The organism is Actinoplanes sp. NBC_00393, from assembly GCF_036053395.1.
In the GTDB taxonomy this organism is placed as follows: domain Bacteria; phylum Actinomycetota; class Actinomycetes; order Mycobacteriales; family Micromonosporaceae; genus Actinoplanes.
Map to the genome: position 1 here is coordinate 4,872,086 of NZ_CP107942.1, position 16,397 is coordinate 4,888,482.

Genomic DNA, 16,397 nt, shown 5'->3' on the forward strand with positions numbered 1-16,397 from the left:
CCGCCGACACCGGTGCCGGGCGGGCGGGTGGGGCAGCGGTCTAGCCGCCTGTGGGCACCGGGTCGGGGGTGGGCTGCGCGGCGGGTGTGGCCGTGCGGCGCAGGTCGCGGGCGATCAGGCCGAAGCCGGCGAGGAGGAGCAGCGGGCCGGTCACGCCGATCGGGCCGAGGCCCAGGGCGAGGAAGGCTACGACGCCGGCGACGACCAGTGCGGCGACCCACCAGCGGGTCAGGCCGCTCACCGCGGCGCCGATGCCGACGGCGATGAGGCCGAGCAGGGTGAGCACCATGCTGGGCAGCGCCCAGCCGAAGGTGAAGGCTGCCAGGCCGCCGAGGGTTTCGCTCACCCGGTCGGCGGTGGCCGCGTCGAGGACCTGGCGGGCGGCCAGGTCGGCGCTGTCGCCGACCATCAGGCCGCTGAAGTTGATCAGCGCGACGACGGTGATCCCGGCCGCCACCTGGGTGAAGCGGTTGGCGCGGGCCGCCACGGCGAGCACGGCCGGCACGAACAGCACCCAGGCGAAATGCAGGAACAGGGCGCTGACCTGGGTCTGCACCGGCTTGGCGACGCTGTCGGCGAGGTCACCGGACCAGTCCGGCACGGTTGCCATGCCGATGGCGAACGAGAGCGGGGCGGCGTACAGGGAAATGATCCCGACCCGGCGGCGGTATGCGCCGAACGTGTCCGGCTCCTCGGCCGCGGCACGTGGCCGGACCAGCAGCCAGGCCGCGCGGCCGTAGGCGCCGATCATCACGATCGGGCCGAGCAGGCAGAGGGGTACGGGTGAGATCGCGAACGCCAGGTAGAGGCCCATGCCGAGCAGCGCCGCCCCGGCGGTCCACCAGTCGATCACCCGGGCCCGGGCGGCGGCGATCGGGGTGAGGATCAGCGACAGGCCCCAGCCGATCAGGCCGGGCCACTGCCAGCCGATCACGGTCACGCTCATCGCCAGGAATTTCTCGTCGACCGCCTGGACCTGGTCGTTCGGCAGGGTCTGCTCCAGGGCGAGCAGGACGAAGTCGTTCGCCATCAGCGCCGAGAAGGTGGTCAGGCCGACGATCACCGCGATCCAGGCGATCCGCGCGAGCACGGCGCCGCGCTGCCGGATCGGTGCCAGGAGACCGAGCAGGCCGGGTACGAACAGCACCCATGCCCAGTGCAGCAGGATCGAGTGCGCCTGCACCGCGTCCGGGTGCTGGCGGTAGATGCCGTACTGCTCCGGGATGCCGAGTGCCGGGTCCACCCCGGTCGCCACGGTCAATGCGATCGGCGCGGCCACCAGGCTCGCGGCCGCTGCTTTGCGCCACATGATTGGTTCCTCCCCCTCGTCTGTGGACGTCGGCGGGGAACGTTACGAACCTGCGGTGCGGGCGTCGCCCGTACCGGGAATGATTGAATCTCCTCCTCGCGGCGGACGGCCGATCATCCTCGGGGTGGGTCCGGCCCGCACCCGCAGCCCGTAGGTTCGACGCGTGTTGAGGCAGCAGCTCGGACGGATCCGCCGCAGTGACTTCGCGGTCACCGCCGGCTTCGTGGTTTTCGCCCTGATCGAGGAACTTCTGATCGGTATGCCGGGCTGGTGGTGGCCGTTCGCGCTGACCGCGTTCGCCCTGCTGATCCTGGTCCGCCGGCTGAACCCGCTGCTGGCGATGATCCCGAACGCGCTGGCCGTGATGGACATGTTCTACGTCGAGGCGACCATCGCCGGCGAGGAAACGATCAACTTCCGCCTGTGGCAGGTGGTCGCGATGATCATCTGTTCCTACACGGTCGGGCGCTGGGAGCCGCTGTTCGACGCCGCGTGGCGGATCACCCGGCGCGGTGTCCTGGGCGTCGGCGTCATCCTGTTCACGGTCTGCCTCTACTACACGTTCAACCCCGAAGATCCGATGATCGACATCTTCATCCCGGTCGCGCCGTACGTGCTCGGCTCGGTCGTGGCGGTGCAGGCCCGCAAGCTGGCCGAGGCGGCCGGGGTGCGGGCGGAGTTCCGGGAGCGGCAGGCCCGGGAGGCGGTCATGGAGGAGCGGGTACGGATCGCCCGCGAGCTGCACGACATGGTCGCGCACAGTGTCACGGTCATGGTGATCCAGGCGGGGGTCGTGCGCCGCCGGCTGGACGCCGGGCTGCCGGTCGACGCCCAGCTGCTGCAGAGCATCGAGTCCTCGGGGCGCGACGCGGTGGTCGAGCTACGCCGTACGCTGGGGCTGCTGCGGGGCGAGGGGACCGAGACCGCGCAACCGCCGGTCGGCCTGGACCGCCTGGACGATCTCGTCGGGCAGGTTCGTGAGGCCGGTCTGGCGGTGACCGTACGCCGGACCGGCGACCCGGTGCCGCTGCTGCCCGCGGCGGACCTGTCGGCGTACCGGATCGTCCAGGAGGCGCTGACCAACGTGCTGAAGCACGCACATGCCGGGGCGGCGCAGCTGACCGTGGACTACCGGGCCGACGGCCTGCACCTCGGCGTGGTGAACGACGGCCCGCAGGTCGCCGCATCGTCCGGTGGTGGGCAGGGGCTGATCGGTATGCACGAACGGGTGACGCTGTTCGGCGGTGAGCTGCACGCCGGCCCACGTCCGCAGGGCGGCTTCGAGGTCCATGCCCGGTTGCCGGTGCTCCCCGCCGCATCCCGGCCGGGCCACGCCACGGCGCCGGAGGAGCACAGCGTGCCGGCCGACGGGGGTGGCCGATGACGATCAGTGTGGTGATCGCCGACGACCAGCGGATGCTGCGCGCCGGGCTGCGCATGGTGATCGAGACCGAACCGGACATGAACGTGGTCGGCGAGGCCAGCGACGGCGCCGAGGCGGTGGCGGTGGCCCGGCGGCTGCGTCCGGACGTGGTGCTGATGGACATCGCCATGCCGCGCCAGGACGGGCTGACCGCCACCCGGACGCTGCTGGGGACTCCGGATCCGCCGCGGGTGATCGTGCTGACGACGTTCGACACGGACGAGAACCTGTACCGGGCGCTGCAGGCCGGGGCCAGCGGGTTCCTGCTGAAGGTGTCGTCGCCGGAGCATCTGATCACCGCGATCCGGGTGGTGGCGGCCGGGGAGGCGCTGCTCGATCCGGCGGTGACGACTCGGGTGATATCGGCGTTCGCGGGGCGGCCGGGGCCGGTGCCGCCGCCGGAGCTCGGCGAGTTGACGCCGCGGGAAGTGGATGTGCTGCGGCTGATGGCGCGCGGAATGTCGAACGGCGAAATCGCGGCGGCGCTCACCGTCGGAGAGGCGACGGTCAAAACCCACGTGGCACGGGTGCTGATGAAACTCGGATTGCGCGATCGGGTGCAGGCGGTGGTCTACGCCTATGAGACGGGTCTGGTGCGGGCCGGCAGCAACTGAACCCGAGAAATAGTTCAGGCCCAGAGCGCGAAAGCGCGTCCGGGCCTGATTTCACCGTCTGTTCAGGGGGATCAGCCCGGGGTCGGGGAGAGCAGACCGAGGTCGATGTCGCCGATCGTGAAGGTCTGGTTGCCGTGACCGGCGATGTTGTGGTCGCCGTCGATGTTCAGGTCGTTGCGGAAGAACCCGCCACCGCGGTAATTGCCGGCGGCCAGGACCCGGCTGCTGCGGTAACGGTTGCTGTAGACCAGGACGTCGTCGCAGTCGTCGTCATCGACCAGGATGGTCGGACGCGGCGCGCTGTGCACGACGGCGTAGCCGCTGCTCGAGCCGCAGCTCTTGCAGCCGCTGTCGGCAGCCTGGGCGGAACCGGCCAGGGCCAGGCTCGCACCGGAGGCCAGGACCAAACCTCCGAGGAACAGAGCCGTACGACGCATGTTGCTTCCTTCCAAGATTTCAGTGAAACCGTTGATTTCGCATCCGGAAATGGTCAGGCTCGGAGCGCTGTGAGCGCGCTCCGAGTCTGATTCACCATGGTTCAGAGTCGGAAGAGATCCCGGCCCTGGGTTGGATTACCTGCTGGAGAGCAGACCGAGGTCGATGTCTCCGATGGTGAAGGTCTGGTTGTCATTGCCGACGATGTTGTGGTCGCCGTCGATGTCCAGGTCGTTGCGGAAGATGCCGCCGCCGCCGAGGCTGCCGCCGTAGTAGTCGTTGGCGACCAGGATCCGGTTGCTGCGGTACCGGTCACGAGTGCTGTAAACCAGCACGTCGTCGCAGTCGTCGTCGACCAGGATGGTCGGACGCGGCGCACTGTGCACAACGGCGAGGCCGCTGCTCGAGCCGCAGCTGGCGCGCTTGCAGCCGCTGTCGGCGGCCTGGGCGGGACCGGCCAGGGCCAGGCTCGCACCGGAGGCCAGGAGGAAGCCCCCGAGGAACAGAGCCGTACGACGCATGATGTTTCCTTCCAGATGTTCGATGGGACTGCTTGAAATTGCCTTCACAAATGGCCGGACCATTTGCTCACCGGGACCGAGCTGGCTCGAGCACCCGGAATGGGCCGGTCAGAGGCTGATGCCACCGATGGTGAAGGTCTGGTTGTCGTCGCCGACGATGTTGTGATCGCCGTCGATGTCCAGCCGGTTGCTGTAGTAGCCGCCGCCGAGGCCGCTGAGGCCGCCGTAGTAGTCGTCGGCGACCAGGATCCGGTTGCTGCGGTGACGGTTGCTGTAGACCAGCACGTCGTCGCAGTTGTCGTCGTCGACCAGGATGGTCGGACGCGGCGCGCTGTGCACGACGGCGAGGCCGCTGCTCGAGCCGCAGCTGGTGCGCTTGCAACCGCTGTCGGCAGCCTGGGCCGGGCCGGCCAGAGCCAGGCTCGCGCCGGAGGCCAGGAGGAAGCCGCCGAGGAACAGAGCGGTACGACGCATGATGTTTCCTTTCGGACGTTTGGTTTGGACCCTTGGTTTGACCAAGGAGAGTCTGTCTGAACTGACAGCCAAAATCTCCAGTTTTCATCCGTTTTTCGACGATCGGTCAGGATTTAGTGGAATCCGCTCCGAGCCCGGAAAACAGGGGTTATGGTCGGGCGGGGCATTCGCTTTTCCCCACGTCCTGAAGACACGAAAAGGCCCCCGTCCGAATATCGGACGGGGGCCTTTGATAAGCCTTACAAACGCACTCCGAGCAGGGCGTTCACGGTTTGGGACATCAACCTCGGCGACTCGCTGTCGTCACCCGCACCGGCCAGTGCGGCCTCCGCCCAGGCGTCCACCAGGGCCAACACGCCCGGCGTGTCGAGATCGTCGGCGAGAGCCTCGCGAACCGCCCCGAGCAGGCCGATACCGGACGGCCCGGACGGTGCGGCCGCGGCCTCGCGCCAGCGGGCGAGCCGGCTCAGGCCGGTCTTCAGCACCTCGTCGGTCCAGTCCCGGTCACCGCGGTAGTGCTCGGCGAGCAGGCCCAGACGGACCGCCATCGGGTCTACGCCGTCACCACGCAGGCGGGAGACGAAGACCAGGTTGCCGCGCGACTTCGACATCTTCTCGCCGTCCAGACCGATCATGCCGGCGTGCACGTAGTGCGCGGCGAACGGCTCGGCGCCGGTGAGCACCTCGGCGTGCGCGGCCGAGCACTCGTGGTGCGGGTAGAGCAGGTCGCTGCCGCCACCCTGCACGTCGATCGTGTCGCCCAGCAGGCCGAGCGCGATCGTGGCGCACTCGATGTGCCAGCCCGGGCGGCCCGGGCCGAGTTCCCCACCGTCCCAGACCGGCTCACCGTCGCGGGCGCCACGCCACAGCAGCGGGTCGAGCGGGTCCCGCTTGCCGGCCCGCTCCGGATCGCCGCCACGCTCGGCGGAGAGCGTCAGCATCTCGTCGCGCGACAGGTGGGACTCGTAACCGAACCGCGGCGCGGCGCTGACGTCGAAGTAGACGTCGCCGGTGCCGTCCTCCAGCCGATAAGCGGCGCCGGAGCCGACGAGCGAGGTGACGTGCTCGACGATCTTCGGAATCGACTCGACCGCACCGACGTAGTGCGCCGGCGGAATGATCCGCAGCGCCTCCATGTCCTCCCGGAACAGGGCCGTCTCCCGCATGGCCAGGACGATCCAGTCCTCGCCGTCCCGCGCCGCCCGCTCCAGCAGCGGGTCGTCGATGTCGGTGACGTTCTGCACGTACGTGACCTCGTGGCCGGCGTCGCGCCACATCCGGTTCACCAGGTCGAAGGTGATCATCGTGGCGGCGTGCCCGAGGTGGGTCGCGTCGTACGGCGTGATGCCGCAGACGTACATCGTCGCGGTCGAGCCGGGCGTGCTGGGCTGCGCGGACTGCCGCGCCGTGTCGAAGAGCCGCAGCGGTGTGCGTCCCGGCGTGTCCGGCAGGCGGGGTACGTCGTGCCCGGTCCAAGCGTCCATGGTCGGAGCCTATCCAGGACCGCCCGGGTAGACCTTGGCCGCGTGACCTAAACCTCTACGGTCAGAACTTGAACACGACCTGCACCAGATCGGCAGCCGGCCGTTCCCGGTACTGCACCCACCGGTGGGCGGCGTCGGCGAGGTCCGCGCGGGCGGTCGAGCCCGTGCGCTCGGCCACCATCCGGCAGTACTTCGCGAAGGTTCCGGCGAGCGCGGTGACGGGACCGCGAGGTGCCTCCCGCCATGCCGGCACCGAGTTGGCCCACTGCTCCGCCTCGGCCGGGGTGTGGCCGGCGTGGACGAGACGGATGGCCATGAACGTGGTGTCGACCCAGGGTGCGCCGTGGCACATCTTCGCCCAGTCCACGACCCTGACGGTGGTGCCGTCGGTCAGAAAGTTCGACGGCGCGGCGTCGCCGTGCACGAGGGCGTCACCGGCGATCAGGCGGGGGTCGACGACCCTGCCCCAGGACTGACGGATCGACGCGATGAGACCCCCCGACGGCGGCACACGGGTTGTCGAGATGCCGGTCAGGGTCGCCGCGAGGACCGGGAGGTCCGGGGACCCCGGTGTCAGGTCGATGTGCCGCCCGGCCACCGGGTCGAATCCGAGGAGCAACCAGCCGTCCCTCTCGACGTGCCAGCGCAGGCGAGGTGCGAACGCTCGCACGTACACGTTCCCGCGGGCCTCGTTCCGGTGCTGCCACGACTGGCGGTCGTCGATGGGGATGCCTTTGCAGAAGACGTCACCGTCACCGGTTCGCAGGATCGTGACCAGCGCGGAGAGCGAGTCCACCCCGACCGACTCGGCCAGCTCGACCGGACCGGTGTGCTCCTCGACAGCGGCGCGTGTGCCGGCCGGAAGGTCGTGCCAGTGGTAACGGGGCAAGGCGTTCTCCCTGCAGATCGGTGAGTGCGCCGGAAGTTTATGGCGCAGGACACCGACACAGAGAGTGATCAGCCGCGGTGTCGCCGCGGGTCACCCGACCGTGGACGATCCGGTCAGATCGGCGGCCAGGGGATGGCCGGCCAGTCCTGTGGGGGCTTGGGGAACCGGCAGGCGCGCAGCAGCCGCTTCACCCGCAAGGCGGTGTGCTGCACCTCGGAGACCGTCAGGTGTTCCTCGAGGACCGCGCCCAACGGGCCGGACAGCTGGGTCGCCAGGTGGGTGAGGACCTCGACGGCCTCGTCCGGCAGCTGCCGGCCGGTCCAGCCCCACAGCACCGTACGCAGCTTGTTCTCCACGTGGAAGCTGACGCCGTGGTCCACGCCGTGCAGGCCGCCGGTGGCCGGGTAGAGGACGTGGCCGCCCTTGCGGTCGGCGTTGTTGATGACCGCGTCGAAGACGGCCAGGCGGGCCAGCCGCGGGTCGTCGGCGTGCGCGAGCGCGTACGCGTCCCCGTCGTCGTCGCGGGCGGCGGCGACCGGGAACCAGCCGGCGGGCACGTCGTACGCCGGGACGAAGCCGATCAGGCCCTCGGTCTCGTCCGGCTCGTCGATCCACAGCTGCAGCGCGCCGGGGCCGAGCGGGCCGTCGCGCAGGATCGTCGGCGGCACCAGGTCCCAGCCGGTGGCCCGGGACACCTCGTACGCCGAGACCTCGCGGCCGGCGAGCGTGCCGTCCGGGAAGTCCCAGAGCGGGCGCTCACCGCGGACCGGCTTGTAGACGCAGCGGCGGGTCAGCCCGTTCAGACTGATCTCGGCACGCAGCGTGGTGTTCGAGGCGTCCACCAGACGCCCCTCGATCTCGATCCGGCCCCGGCCGAGCAGCTCGAGGGCATCCGCCTCAGCGAGCACAGCCGTGGGCTCGGCCGTCACCGGTGGTAACCGTTGTGCCGGGGACAGAGGTGACCGGCCGGGTCGAGCGGCTGGCCGCAGAGCGGGCACGGGGGCCGGCCGGCCGCCACCACCCGGCGGGCGCGGTCGATGAACGCGCGGGTCGCCTCGGGGGTGAGCCGCACCCGGAGCCGGTCGAGGTCGTCATCCGGCTCGTCCTCGTCCTCGTCGTCCAGCGCCGAGCCGGACAGGTCGTCCTCGTCCTCGCCGAGCGCCGAGCCGGACAGATCGGCCTCGGGCTCACCGGCCTCGATCGCCTCGATCACGACGGTGCTGGTGTCCACGTCGAAGGCCAGGCCCAGAGTGCCGACCCGGAACTCCTCGTCGACCGGGCTGTCCAGCGGCTCGTTGTCGTGCACGGTCGGCAGCGAGCCCTCGGGCAGCGTGACACCGAACCGTTTGTTCGCCTCGAGAAGCAGCTCCTCCAGCTTCTCGGCGAGCAGCGACACCTGGACCTTCTCCAGCGCGACACTGATCACCCGGCCGCCACCGCGGGCCTGGAGGTAGAAAGTGCGGTCCCCCGGCTCGCCCACCGTCCCGGCGACGAACCGCTCGGGCGGCTCGAAGGCATGCACTTGGTGGGTCATGCCGACAACCCTAGCCATCGAGGCGGCCGATCGCGCGGGTCACCGTGGCCGGTTCGCCGAGGGCGCAAAGGCGTACACGCTGCGGCTACAGCGCAATCACACAGCGTCGTCAAACGCCGCCTCCGGCGCCACCACCCACCGCCGCGTCACTCTCGGCGGCCTTCTCCCGGTCCGCATTCTTCGGTGGTACGAGTGAAGCCAGCTCACCCGTCTCGTTGAGGCGGACCAGGAACGGGCGGGTCGACGTGTACCGGATCACGGTGATCGACGCCGGGTCCGCCACGATCCGCTGGAACTGGTCCAGGTGCAGGCCCAGGGCGTCGGCGGCGATGGCCTTGATCACATCACCGTGGCTGCACGCCAGCCAGATCGCCTCCGGCCCGTGCTCGGCGGTCACCTTGGCGTCCCACGACCGCACTGCCGCAACCGCGCGCGCCGACATAGCGGCCATCGCCTCCCCGTTCGGGAAGACCACGGCGCTCGGGTGCTGCTGGACCACCGGCCACAGCGGATCCTGGGCCAGCTCCTTGAGCGGGCGGCCCTCCCAGTCCCCGTACCCGCACTCGATCAGGCCGTCCTCGGTCGCCGGGGTGGCGTCCGGCAGAGCGATCTCGACGGTCTGCCGGCAGCGGATCAGCGGGCTGGTCACCACCGCGGCGAGCGGCAGGTCGCGCAGCCGCTCGTGGACCCGCGCGGCCTGCGCGCGGCCGGTCTCGTCGAGTTCCACCGGTTGCCGGCCGGCCAGACCGCCGGACGCGTTCGCCGTGGTGCGGCCGTGCCGCATCAGCAGGACAGTCGCCATCAGTCCGCCACACCGGCCTCGTCGAACGCCTCGGCGACGGTCCGCAGGGTCGCGATGCCGCCCTCCAGGTCGCCGACGTACGGGCTGATCGACAACGTTCCGACGCCCGCGGCCGCGTACGCCCGGATCCGCTCGGTGATCTGCGCCTTGGTGCCGATCAGCGAGGTGCGCTCGATGAACTCCTGCGGCACCGCCTCGGCGGCCTCGGCCACCTGCTTGCCCAGGTACAGATCCTGGACGCGCTTCGCCTCCTCGGCGTAGCCCATCCGGACCGCGAGCTTGTTGTAGAAGTTCTGCTCGCGGCTGCCCATCCCGCCGATGTAGAGCGCCGCGTACCAGCGGATCACGTCGGCGCAGGCGGCGAGGTCGTCGCCGAGCACCACCGGCACGGTCGGCGCCACGTCGAAGCCGTCCATGCTCAGCCCGCGCTTCTGCCGGCCCTTGGCGATCTCGCCGAGGTAGTCACCGGCGGCATCCGGGGCGAAGAAGATCGCCAGCCAGCCGTCGGCGATCTCGCCGGCCAGCTCCAGGTTCTTCGGGCCGACCGCGGCCAGGTAGACCGGCACCTCGGTGCGCGGCGGGTGGAAGCCCAGCTTGATGGCCTTGCCGGCGCCACCGGGCAGCGGCAGCGTGTAGTGCTCGCCGGAGTACGACACCGGCTGGCGGGCGATCGCCATCCGCACGATGTCCACGTACTCCCGGGTGCGGCCCAGCGGCTTGGCGAACGGGACGCCGTGCCAGCCCTCGGAGACCTGCGGGCCGGAGACGCCGAGACCGAGGCGGAACCGGCCGCCGGAGATCGCGTCGATGGTCGCGGCGGTCATCGCGGTCATCGCCGGGGTGCGCGCCGGGATCTGCATGACCGCGGCGCCCAGGTCGATCCGCTCGGTCTGTCCGGCGAACCAGGCGAGCATGCTCACCGTGTCCGACCCGTACGCCTCCGCCGCCCAGACGACGGAGTAGCCGAGCCGGTCCGCCTCCCGGGCCATGGCGAGATGGTCGGCGGGCGTGCTCCACGCCGTCTGGTAGCCGAGGCTGAGTCCGAGCCGCACGTACCCTCCCGAGATCTTGATACTTCGCTACGAATCTTATTTCCGTCCGGTAACCGACGCGCCGCGCGGGTGCCGGGCCATTTCGCTATGCAAGCAGTCTGAATAAGGTTCACTCATGTATCAGCGACCGCTCGGCCGAAGCGGGCTAGCGGTTTCGCGGCTCGCGCTCGGCACCATGACCTGGGGACGGGACACCGACCCCGACGACGCGGCCGACCAGTTGAAGATCTTCCTGGAGGCCGGCGGCACGCTGATCGACACCGCGGACGTGTACGGCGACGGCGACGCCGAGTCGGTGATCGGCTCGTTGCTCGACCACCTGGTGCCCCGCGACGAGGTCGTGATCGCCACCAAGGCCGGCCTCACCCCGCACCGGTACCGGCCGCGCGACGGCTCCCGCGGCAACCTGCTGCGGTCGCTGGACGCGTCGCTGCGCCGGCTCGGCACCGACTACGTGGACCTGTGGCAGGTCCACGGGTACGACGCGCAGACCCCGTTCGAGGAGACCCTGGCCGCCCTCGACCACGCCGTCGCCACCGGCCGCGTGCGGTACGTGGGGGTCTCCAACTTCGCGACCTGGCAGACCGCACGGGCGGCGACGTGGCAGTCGGCGTACCCCGGACGGGCCCCGATCGTGGCCGCCCAGATGGAGTATTCGCTGCTCGAGCGCGGTATCGAGCGCGAGCTGCTGCCGGCCGCGGCGGCCCTGGGGTTCGGTGTGCTGGCCTGGTCGCCGCTCGGCCGCGGCGTGCTCACCGGCAAGTACCGCAACGGCCGCCCGCTGGACTCGCGGGGCGCCTCCGAGCACATGGCGCCGTTCGTGCAGACCTACCTCGAGCCGCGCAGCTCCAGCATCGTCGAGGCGGTGGTGACCGCGGCGGGCGGTCTCGGCGTCTCCCCGCTCGAGGTCGCGCTCGCCTGGATCCGCGACCGGCCGGGAGTGGCCGCCCCGATCCTCGGCGCCCGCACCGCCGGGCAACTGCAGGGCGCCCTGCGCAGCGAGCAGCTGGTCCTGCCGACCGAGATCGCGATGGCCCTCGACGACGTGTCCGCGATCGACGTCGGCTATCCGGAACGCGAAGGCGTCGGTTACCCCCACACCGACCGATGATCCGGCTGCTGCGCCCGCTGGTACGCGCCGCGACGTACCGGCGGGCGGTGTTCCTGCTGCTCGGGGCGGTGCTCGCGTTGCCGTACCTGATGGCGGTCGTGCTCTTCGCCCAGATGGCCGCCGAGGATCCGCGCAACCGGGCCGGCGTGCTGGCCCTGGCCGCGGTGGCGGCCCTGATCGCCGCCGCGCCACCGTTCCTGACCGGCACCCGGGAACTGGAGATCGCCGCCGCCCGCGCCCTGCTGGACGTGGACCTGCCCGGGCACGACCGCAGCCGCCCACCGGCGCTGGAGACCCGGCTGCGGACCGCGCTGTGGTTCGCCGTGCACACGCTGACCGGCGCGGTGATCGGCGCGGTCGGGCTGATGACGCTGCCGGTGGGGCCGCTGGCGATCACGGATTGGCTCGGGCTCACCGACGGCACGTTCACCGCGAACACCGGCTGGTGGGTGCTGGCCGGGGTGGCCCTGCCGATCGCCGCGATCTACGCCTGTGCCGGGCTGGGCCGGCTGGCCGCCACGATGGCCCCGGTGCTGCTCGGCCCCTCCCCCGCGCAGCGCCTCGCCGAGCTGCACGAGCGGGAACGGCGGCTGGCCGAGCGCAACCGGCTGGCGCGCGAGCTGCACGACTCGGTCGGGCACGCGCTGACCGCGATGACACTGCAGGCCGGGGCGGCGCGGGCGGTCTTCGACAGCGACCCCGGTTTCGCCCGGCAGGCGCTGGGCGCGATCGAGGAGACCGGGCGGTCGGCGGCCGGCGAACTCGACGCGGTGCTGGGCATTCTGCGCGACGAGGCGGCGGGGCGGCAGGCCGCGCCCACCCTGGCCGATCTGGACCGCCTGCTGACCGGCGAGGTGCGGGCCGAGGTGGCGGCGGTGGACGTGCCGCCGCAGGTCTCGCGGGAGGCGTTCCGCATCGTGCAGGAGTCGCTGACCAACGCCGCCCGGCACGGCGCCGGGCCGGCCACGCTGAGCATCCGGCAGGCATCAGGGCCGGGCCCATCCGCACTGCCGAAGGCGGCGCAGCCGCCGGACCCATCCCCACTACCGGAGGCGGCGCAGCCGCCGGACGAGGACGAACTGGTGATCAAGGTGAGCAATCGCCGGGCCGCGCAGCCCGGCGGCCAGGCCGGTGGCCGGGCCGGTGGCCGGGCCGGCGGGCACGGTATCGACGGGATGCGGGAACGCGTCCGGCTGCTCGGCGGCACCCTCACCGCCGGCCCCGACGGGGAGCTCTGGCGGGTCGAGGCGCGCCTGCCGCTGCCGCGAGCCGCTGCCGGCGGATCGCAGGGAGAGCAGCGATGACCAGCGTGCTGATCGTGGACGACGACGCCCTGGTGCGCGCCGGGCTGCGGGCGATCCTCTCCGCCGAGCCGGACCTCACCGTGGCCGGCGAGGTCGGCGACGGCACCGAGGTGCTGCCGGCCGCGCTGCGGTTGCGGCCCGAGGTGGTGCTGATGGACGTACGGATGCCGCGGATGGACGGCATCCAGGCCACCCGGCTGCTGCGCGAGCGCTTCCCCGAGCCGCCGAAAGTCCTGGTGGTCACCACGTTCGCCAACGACGAGTACGTCTACCAGGCGCTGCAGGCCGGCGCCGCCGGGTTCCTGCTGAAACGGGCCCGGCCGGAGCAGATCACCGAGGCGGTCCGGGTGGTGGCGAGCGGCGACTCGCTGCTGTTCCCGGAGGCGGTCCGGCGGCTGGCCGCGGCATACGGGCCACCCGACGGCCGGGTCGGCGACGCCGGGCTGACCAGCCGGGAGGCCGAGGTGCTCACGCTGATGGCCGAGGGTCTGTCGAACGCGGAGATCGCCGCCCGTCTGGTGCTCGGCGTCGAGACCGTCAAGACGCACGTCGGCAGCGTGCTGGCCAAACTCGGGGTGCGCGACCGGACCCAGGCGGTCGTCGTCGCGTACCGATCCGGTTTCGTCTCCCCCTGAGGAGGGAGCCGCGCCCCTCAGCGCGGGGATCCGCCCGGCCCGCGCGGCGACGAATGTCGATGGCATGAAGGACGCGAAGCTTCTGACGGCGGCCGGATGGGCCGCCGGGTACGGCACGCTCGCCCTGGGATGGGCGATCACCGGGCGCGGGTTCCCCTACGGACCGAACGACCCGGACAACGACCTCGGCAGCACCCTGCGCTCGGTCGACCCGGACGTCGGCTCACCGGTGTTCGCGGCCGTGCTGCTCACCACGGCGGTCGCGCTGCTGATCGCCGCCGGCACACCGGCGCCGAGCAGACCGGTCCGGTACGCGGTGCTCGGCCTGTTGTGGCTGGTGGCGGGCGCGCTGCTGATCGTGGTGCCGGACACCCGCCTGCTCGCCCTGGCCGGCTACGCCCCGATGCTGATCATCGGATTGCCGTTCGGCTGGCCACCGGTCGACTACGGCGACATCTTCACCTGGACGCTCGGCAACGAGGTCCTCTCGGTCCTCGGTGGCGTGCTGATCGTGCGGGCCGCGCTGGCCTGGCAGCGGCGCACCGCCGGGGCCTGCGAGGCGTGCGGCCGCACCGGCGGCGACGACTGGACCTCGCCGCAGGCGGCGGCCCGATGGGGCCGGGTCGTCACCCTGATCGCCGCGGTCATCCCGGCCCTGTACGCGGTGTCCCGCCTCTCCTGGGCGCTGGGCATCCCGCTCGGCATCGACTCCACGTTCCTCGGCGAGATGCGTACCGAGGGCATCCTGGTCGCCGCCGCCGGCCTCGGGTCGTTCGCGCTGGCCGGCTCGGTGCTGACCCTCGGGCTGATCCAGCGCTGGGGCGAGCGGTTCCCGCGCTGGATGATCGGCCTGGCCGGCCGCCCGGTGCCGATCCGGCTGGCCACCGTCCCGGCGACCGTCGTCACGATCCTGGTCGGGGCCGCGTCGGTGGCGCTGTTCACCGCGTCAGACGCGGGCAATCTGTTCTCCGGCGCCTCCGCGCCGGCCCTGATGTGGCCGCTGTGGAGCGTCACGCTGGGTCTGGCGACGTACGCCTACCACCTGCGCCGCCGCCCGCCGTGCACCGTCTGCGGCCGGCCCGCCGCCGGCGAGCAGGACCAGCCGGAATCGGTGCCGGAAGGGGTGGTGCCCAGCACCGGGGCGGGAGCATATTAGACCGCATGGACTACGAATACGCGCCGCAACAGTTGCCTTCTTAACGGCACTTCGTAGTCGCCCAACGAGCCCGTGACCTGCGGTTATCCACGGCCATCGTTTGGCTTGCTGATGCGATCCAATCTAGCACCCGCCCCCGAATACACACACCAATCGGGGCACCAGATCCAACCTGGACGGCCTGCGCCATCCGACAACGGGCAGAGCCTGCCCATCACGACGTGTAAACGATCCCCCGTCGGCAACGGCAGGGGATCTCTATTTGGACTCTTGAGTACTGCAGCCAAGCAAACGGTCAGAGTGCCCGTTTCCTAGCCGTTCTAGACACCCCGATGTACCAGTCTGCCATGCCTGCCGCATAGGTCATGAAATCAGGAGGTGCAACTGGATTGGGTTCCCCTATGATCTCCGACGGCACACGGCCACGTGGGCCGCCTTCCCGCTTCACTCACAACAACACCAGGGGGCCACTCTGTCTGAAAACGAACCGGCCAAACGGAAGAGCCGGAAGATTACCTTCGGCCCAGGCATTCGCTTCGCTAGCATTAGCGCACCCGACTGCCAGCGGAGGGCAAAAATGGAGGGACCGCCGCTGTGGATGCGGATCTACTTCGCAGCCGTTGGCTGGGGTAACCAGCTAGGCCATGCCGAGTTCTCCGAAGGAGAGCTAGCTAAAGTGCTCGGCCAGTCCGGCAATAAGTACGCTTCGCAGAACGTCTACAGGGCAGTCCAGACGGCCGTCAGATACGGCCTGGTTCAGGATGGCTCCGGAGTGCGCTGCCTCATCCTGCCAGGGCATCACTTCCAACAGGGCATGGGGGCCACGGTGTGCCGGTGGCATGGCGCGAAGCTGTGGCCTTAACAGGCGCTTGATAGCCCTACGCTGGCTATCCGCTAGCCGTTATAGGTCTAGGGATTGTGCCTCTGACCTGCGGAAACGTAGATTGCTTCTTTATCTAATTATGGGGTTGTTTCCGTCGGAGGAAACTCCAGGGTTTCCGACTATGACGGACTACCGGCGGTCCGCACGCACCGCCTTGTCAACGAGCCGTAGGACACAGACGGCTCGGATAGTCCACAACCAGGGGACGCCCTTGGGTGGGCGACCCCATGACATGTACTCAATTAGGGGCCGACGTACCAACGTCGGCACCCATGATGCTGCGCCTTGAGGGCGCATCACCGAATGGAGGTATTGGAATACCTATGTCAACATGCACCGTATGCCGTCGGCCCACACCGTACGGCGTATCACGGTGCTCTAACCACAAGCCGACACGGCAGCACTCCGCAAGTGCGAGCCGTCGAGGCTATAACTATCAATACCAATTGAATAGGCGAACACTCTTGGAAGGTTCGCCATTATGTTCACTATGCGGCCTCATCGTTGCCACGACGGCCGATCACGTTGTCCCCCTATCCAGAGGGGGGACGAATGAACTAACTAACCTACGGCCCGCCTGCGGCCCGTGTAACTACGGCCGGGGCAATCGGCCGTGACCAGCTAGAACGCAAGCCAAGAGGGGAAGGGGGGATCGAAACTTTGATCGAATCCCCCGTGTGGACCCTCGCTTTAGGCGCGCGTGTGTCCCCGAGGTATTTCTAGGTTTTGTGGGAATTGGCGATTGAAAGAATCGCCTTTTCCCACCTAAAC

The 16,397-nt window shown here is 70.2% G+C and carries 17 protein-coding genes; 7 read left to right on the forward strand and 10 right to left on the reverse strand.

What is annotated here, in order from left to right:
* Positions 1 to 40: 40 nt before the first annotated feature.
* Complete coding sequence (locus OHA21_RS22925) at positions 41 to 1,309, reverse strand: hypothetical protein (protein WP_328476829.1); 1,269 nt, start codon at positions 1,307 to 1,309, stop codon at positions 41 to 43.
* Between the two features lie 163 nt (positions 1,310 to 1,472).
* On the opposite strand from OHA21_RS22925, the gene OHA21_RS22930 reads away from it, so the two are divergent.
* Together OHA21_RS22930 and OHA21_RS22935 are read left to right on the forward strand one after the other, a co-directional pair.
* The gene (locus OHA21_RS22930; protein WP_328476831.1) at positions 1,473 to 2,693 is read left to right on the forward strand and encodes a sensor histidine kinase; all 1,221 of its coding nucleotides are present in this window, start codon (positions 1,473 to 1,475) and stop codon (positions 2,691 to 2,693) included.
* Positions 2,690 to 3,346 (forward strand): response regulator transcription factor, encoded by a 657-nt coding sequence (locus OHA21_RS22935; protein WP_328476833.1) that lies wholly within the window; start codon positions 2,690 to 2,692, stop codon positions 3,344 to 3,346. The genes OHA21_RS22930 and OHA21_RS22935 overlap by 4 nt, the downstream gene beginning before the upstream one ends.
* A 71-nt stretch (positions 3,347 to 3,417) precedes the next feature.
* Here the strand turns inward: OHA21_RS22935 and OHA21_RS22940 are convergent, their stop codons facing one another.
* The 9 genes from OHA21_RS22940 to OHA21_RS22980 form a co-directional block, all read right to left on the reverse strand.
* The gene (locus OHA21_RS22940) at positions 3,418 to 3,783 is read right to left on the reverse strand and encodes a hypothetical protein (RefSeq protein WP_328476835.1); all 366 of its coding nucleotides are present in this window, start codon (positions 3,781 to 3,783) and stop codon (positions 3,418 to 3,420) included.
* Between the two features lie 135 nt (positions 3,784 to 3,918).
* Positions 3,919 to 4,302 (reverse strand): hypothetical protein, encoded by a 384-nt coding sequence (locus tag OHA21_RS22945; protein WP_328476837.1) that lies wholly within the window; start codon positions 4,300 to 4,302, stop codon positions 3,919 to 3,921.
* A 108-nt stretch (positions 4,303 to 4,410) separates the two neighbouring features.
* Complete coding sequence (locus OHA21_RS22950; protein ID WP_328476839.1) at positions 4,411 to 4,776, reverse strand: hypothetical protein; 366 nt, start codon at positions 4,774 to 4,776, stop codon at positions 4,411 to 4,413.
* A 239-nt stretch (positions 4,777 to 5,015) separates the two neighbouring features.
* The gene (gene mshC, locus OHA21_RS22955; protein ID WP_328476841.1) at positions 5,016 to 6,260 is read right to left on the reverse strand and encodes a cysteine--1-D-myo-inosityl 2-amino-2-deoxy-alpha-D-glucopyranoside ligase; all 1,245 of its coding nucleotides are present in this window, start codon (positions 6,258 to 6,260) and stop codon (positions 5,016 to 5,018) included.
* A 61-nt stretch (positions 6,261 to 6,321) separates the two neighbouring features.
* The gene (locus tag OHA21_RS22960; RefSeq protein ID WP_328476843.1) at positions 6,322 to 7,149 is read right to left on the reverse strand and encodes a phosphotransferase; all 828 of its coding nucleotides are present in this window, start codon (positions 7,147 to 7,149) and stop codon (positions 6,322 to 6,324) included.
* Between the two features lie 113 nt (positions 7,150 to 7,262).
* Positions 7,263 to 8,078 (reverse strand): SCO1664 family protein, encoded by an 816-nt coding sequence (locus OHA21_RS22965; RefSeq protein ID WP_442875122.1) that lies wholly within the window; start codon positions 8,076 to 8,078, stop codon positions 7,263 to 7,265.
* The gene (locus OHA21_RS22970) at positions 8,075 to 8,683 is read right to left on the reverse strand and encodes a DUF3090 domain-containing protein (RefSeq protein ID WP_328476845.1); all 609 of its coding nucleotides are present in this window, start codon (positions 8,681 to 8,683) and stop codon (positions 8,075 to 8,077) included. Before OHA21_RS22970 ends, OHA21_RS22965 begins: the two co-directional genes overlap by 4 nt.
* A gap of 109 nt (positions 8,684 to 8,792) precedes the next feature.
* Positions 8,793 to 9,485: an MSMEG_4193 family putative phosphomutase gene (locus tag OHA21_RS22975; RefSeq protein WP_328476847.1), complete on the reverse strand. Its 693-nt coding sequence runs from the start codon at positions 9,483 to 9,485 to the stop codon at positions 8,793 to 8,795.
* Positions 9,485 to 10,537, reverse strand: coding sequence for an LLM class F420-dependent oxidoreductase (locus OHA21_RS22980; RefSeq protein WP_328476849.1), 1,053 nt, complete (start codon positions 10,535 to 10,537; stop codon positions 9,485 to 9,487). Before OHA21_RS22980 ends, OHA21_RS22975 begins: the two co-directional genes overlap by 1 nt.
* A 115-nt stretch (positions 10,538 to 10,652) precedes the next feature.
* Here OHA21_RS22980 and OHA21_RS22985 point away from each other — a divergent pair, with 115 nt between their 5' ends.
* From OHA21_RS22985 to OHA21_RS23005, 5 genes are all read left to right on the forward strand, one after another.
* Positions 10,653 to 11,648, forward strand: coding sequence for an aldo/keto reductase (locus OHA21_RS22985; RefSeq protein WP_328476851.1), 996 nt, complete (start codon positions 10,653 to 10,655; stop codon positions 11,646 to 11,648).
* The gene (locus tag OHA21_RS22990; protein WP_328476853.1) at positions 11,645 to 12,952 is read left to right on the forward strand and encodes a sensor histidine kinase; all 1,308 of its coding nucleotides are present in this window, start codon (positions 11,645 to 11,647) and stop codon (positions 12,950 to 12,952) included. The genes OHA21_RS22985 and OHA21_RS22990 overlap by 4 nt, the downstream gene beginning before the upstream one ends.
* A complete protein-coding gene (locus OHA21_RS22995) occupies positions 12,949 to 13,587 on the forward strand; it encodes a response regulator transcription factor (RefSeq protein WP_328476855.1) in 639 nt (212 codons plus the stop codon). Before OHA21_RS22990 ends, OHA21_RS22995 begins: the two co-directional genes overlap by 4 nt.
* A 64-nt stretch (positions 13,588 to 13,651) precedes the next feature.
* Positions 13,652 to 14,743 (forward strand): hypothetical protein, encoded by a 1,092-nt coding sequence (locus tag OHA21_RS23000; RefSeq protein ID WP_328476857.1) that lies wholly within the window; start codon positions 13,652 to 13,654, stop codon positions 14,741 to 14,743.
* Between the two features lie 1,206 nt (positions 14,744 to 15,949).
* Positions 15,950 to 16,243 carry an HNH endonuclease gene (locus OHA21_RS23005; RefSeq protein ID WP_328478506.1) on the forward strand — a complete coding sequence of 98 codons (294 nt, stop codon included), beginning with the start codon at positions 15,950 to 15,952 and terminating at the stop codon, positions 16,241 to 16,243.
* The last annotated feature ends 154 nt before the right edge of the window (positions 16,244 to 16,397 follow it).

Excerpts from the sequence above, each read along its gene's own strand:
- OHA21_RS22990 (WP_328476853.1), top strand. The coding sequence starts at position 11,645 with ATGATCCGGCTGCTGCGCCCGCTGGTACGCGCCGCGACGTACCGGCGG.
- OHA21_RS23000 (WP_328476857.1), top strand. The coding sequence starts at position 13,652 with ATGAAGGACGCGAAGCTTCTGACGGCGGCCGGATGGGCCGCCGGGTAC.
- OHA21_RS22935 (WP_328476833.1), top strand. The coding sequence starts at position 2,690 with ATGACGATCAGTGTGGTGATCGCCGACGACCAGCGGATGCTGCGCGCC.
- mshC (WP_328476841.1), bottom strand. The coding sequence starts at position 6,260 with ATGGACGCTTGGACCGGGCACGACGTACCCCGCCTGCCGGACACGCCG.
- OHA21_RS22945 (WP_328476837.1), bottom strand. The coding sequence starts at position 4,302 with ATGCGTCGTACGGCTCTGTTCCTCGGGGGCTTCCTCCTGGCCTCCGGT.
- OHA21_RS22975 (WP_328476847.1), bottom strand. The coding sequence starts at position 9,485 with ATGGCGACTGTCCTGCTGATGCGGCACGGCCGCACCACGGCGAACGCG.
- OHA21_RS23005 (WP_328478506.1), top strand. The coding sequence starts at position 15,950 with ATGTCAACATGCACCGTATGCCGTCGGCCCACACCGTACGGCGTATCA.
- OHA21_RS22940 (WP_328476835.1), bottom strand. The coding sequence starts at position 3,783 with ATGCGTCGTACGGCTCTGTTCCTCGGAGGTTTGGTCCTGGCCTCCGGT.
- OHA21_RS22985 (WP_328476851.1), top strand. The coding sequence starts at position 10,653 with ATGTATCAGCGACCGCTCGGCCGAAGCGGGCTAGCGGTTTCGCGGCTC.
- OHA21_RS22970 (WP_328476845.1), bottom strand. The coding sequence starts at position 8,683 with ATGACCCACCAAGTGCATGCCTTCGAGCCGCCCGAGCGGTTCGTCGCC.
- OHA21_RS22925 (WP_328476829.1), bottom strand. The coding sequence starts at position 1,309 with ATGTGGCGCAAAGCAGCGGCCGCGAGCCTGGTGGCCGCGCCGATCGCA.
- OHA21_RS22950 (WP_328476839.1), bottom strand. The coding sequence starts at position 4,776 with ATGCGTCGTACCGCTCTGTTCCTCGGCGGCTTCCTCCTGGCCTCCGGC.
- OHA21_RS22995 (WP_328476855.1), top strand. The coding sequence starts at position 12,949 with ATGACCAGCGTGCTGATCGTGGACGACGACGCCCTGGTGCGCGCCGGG.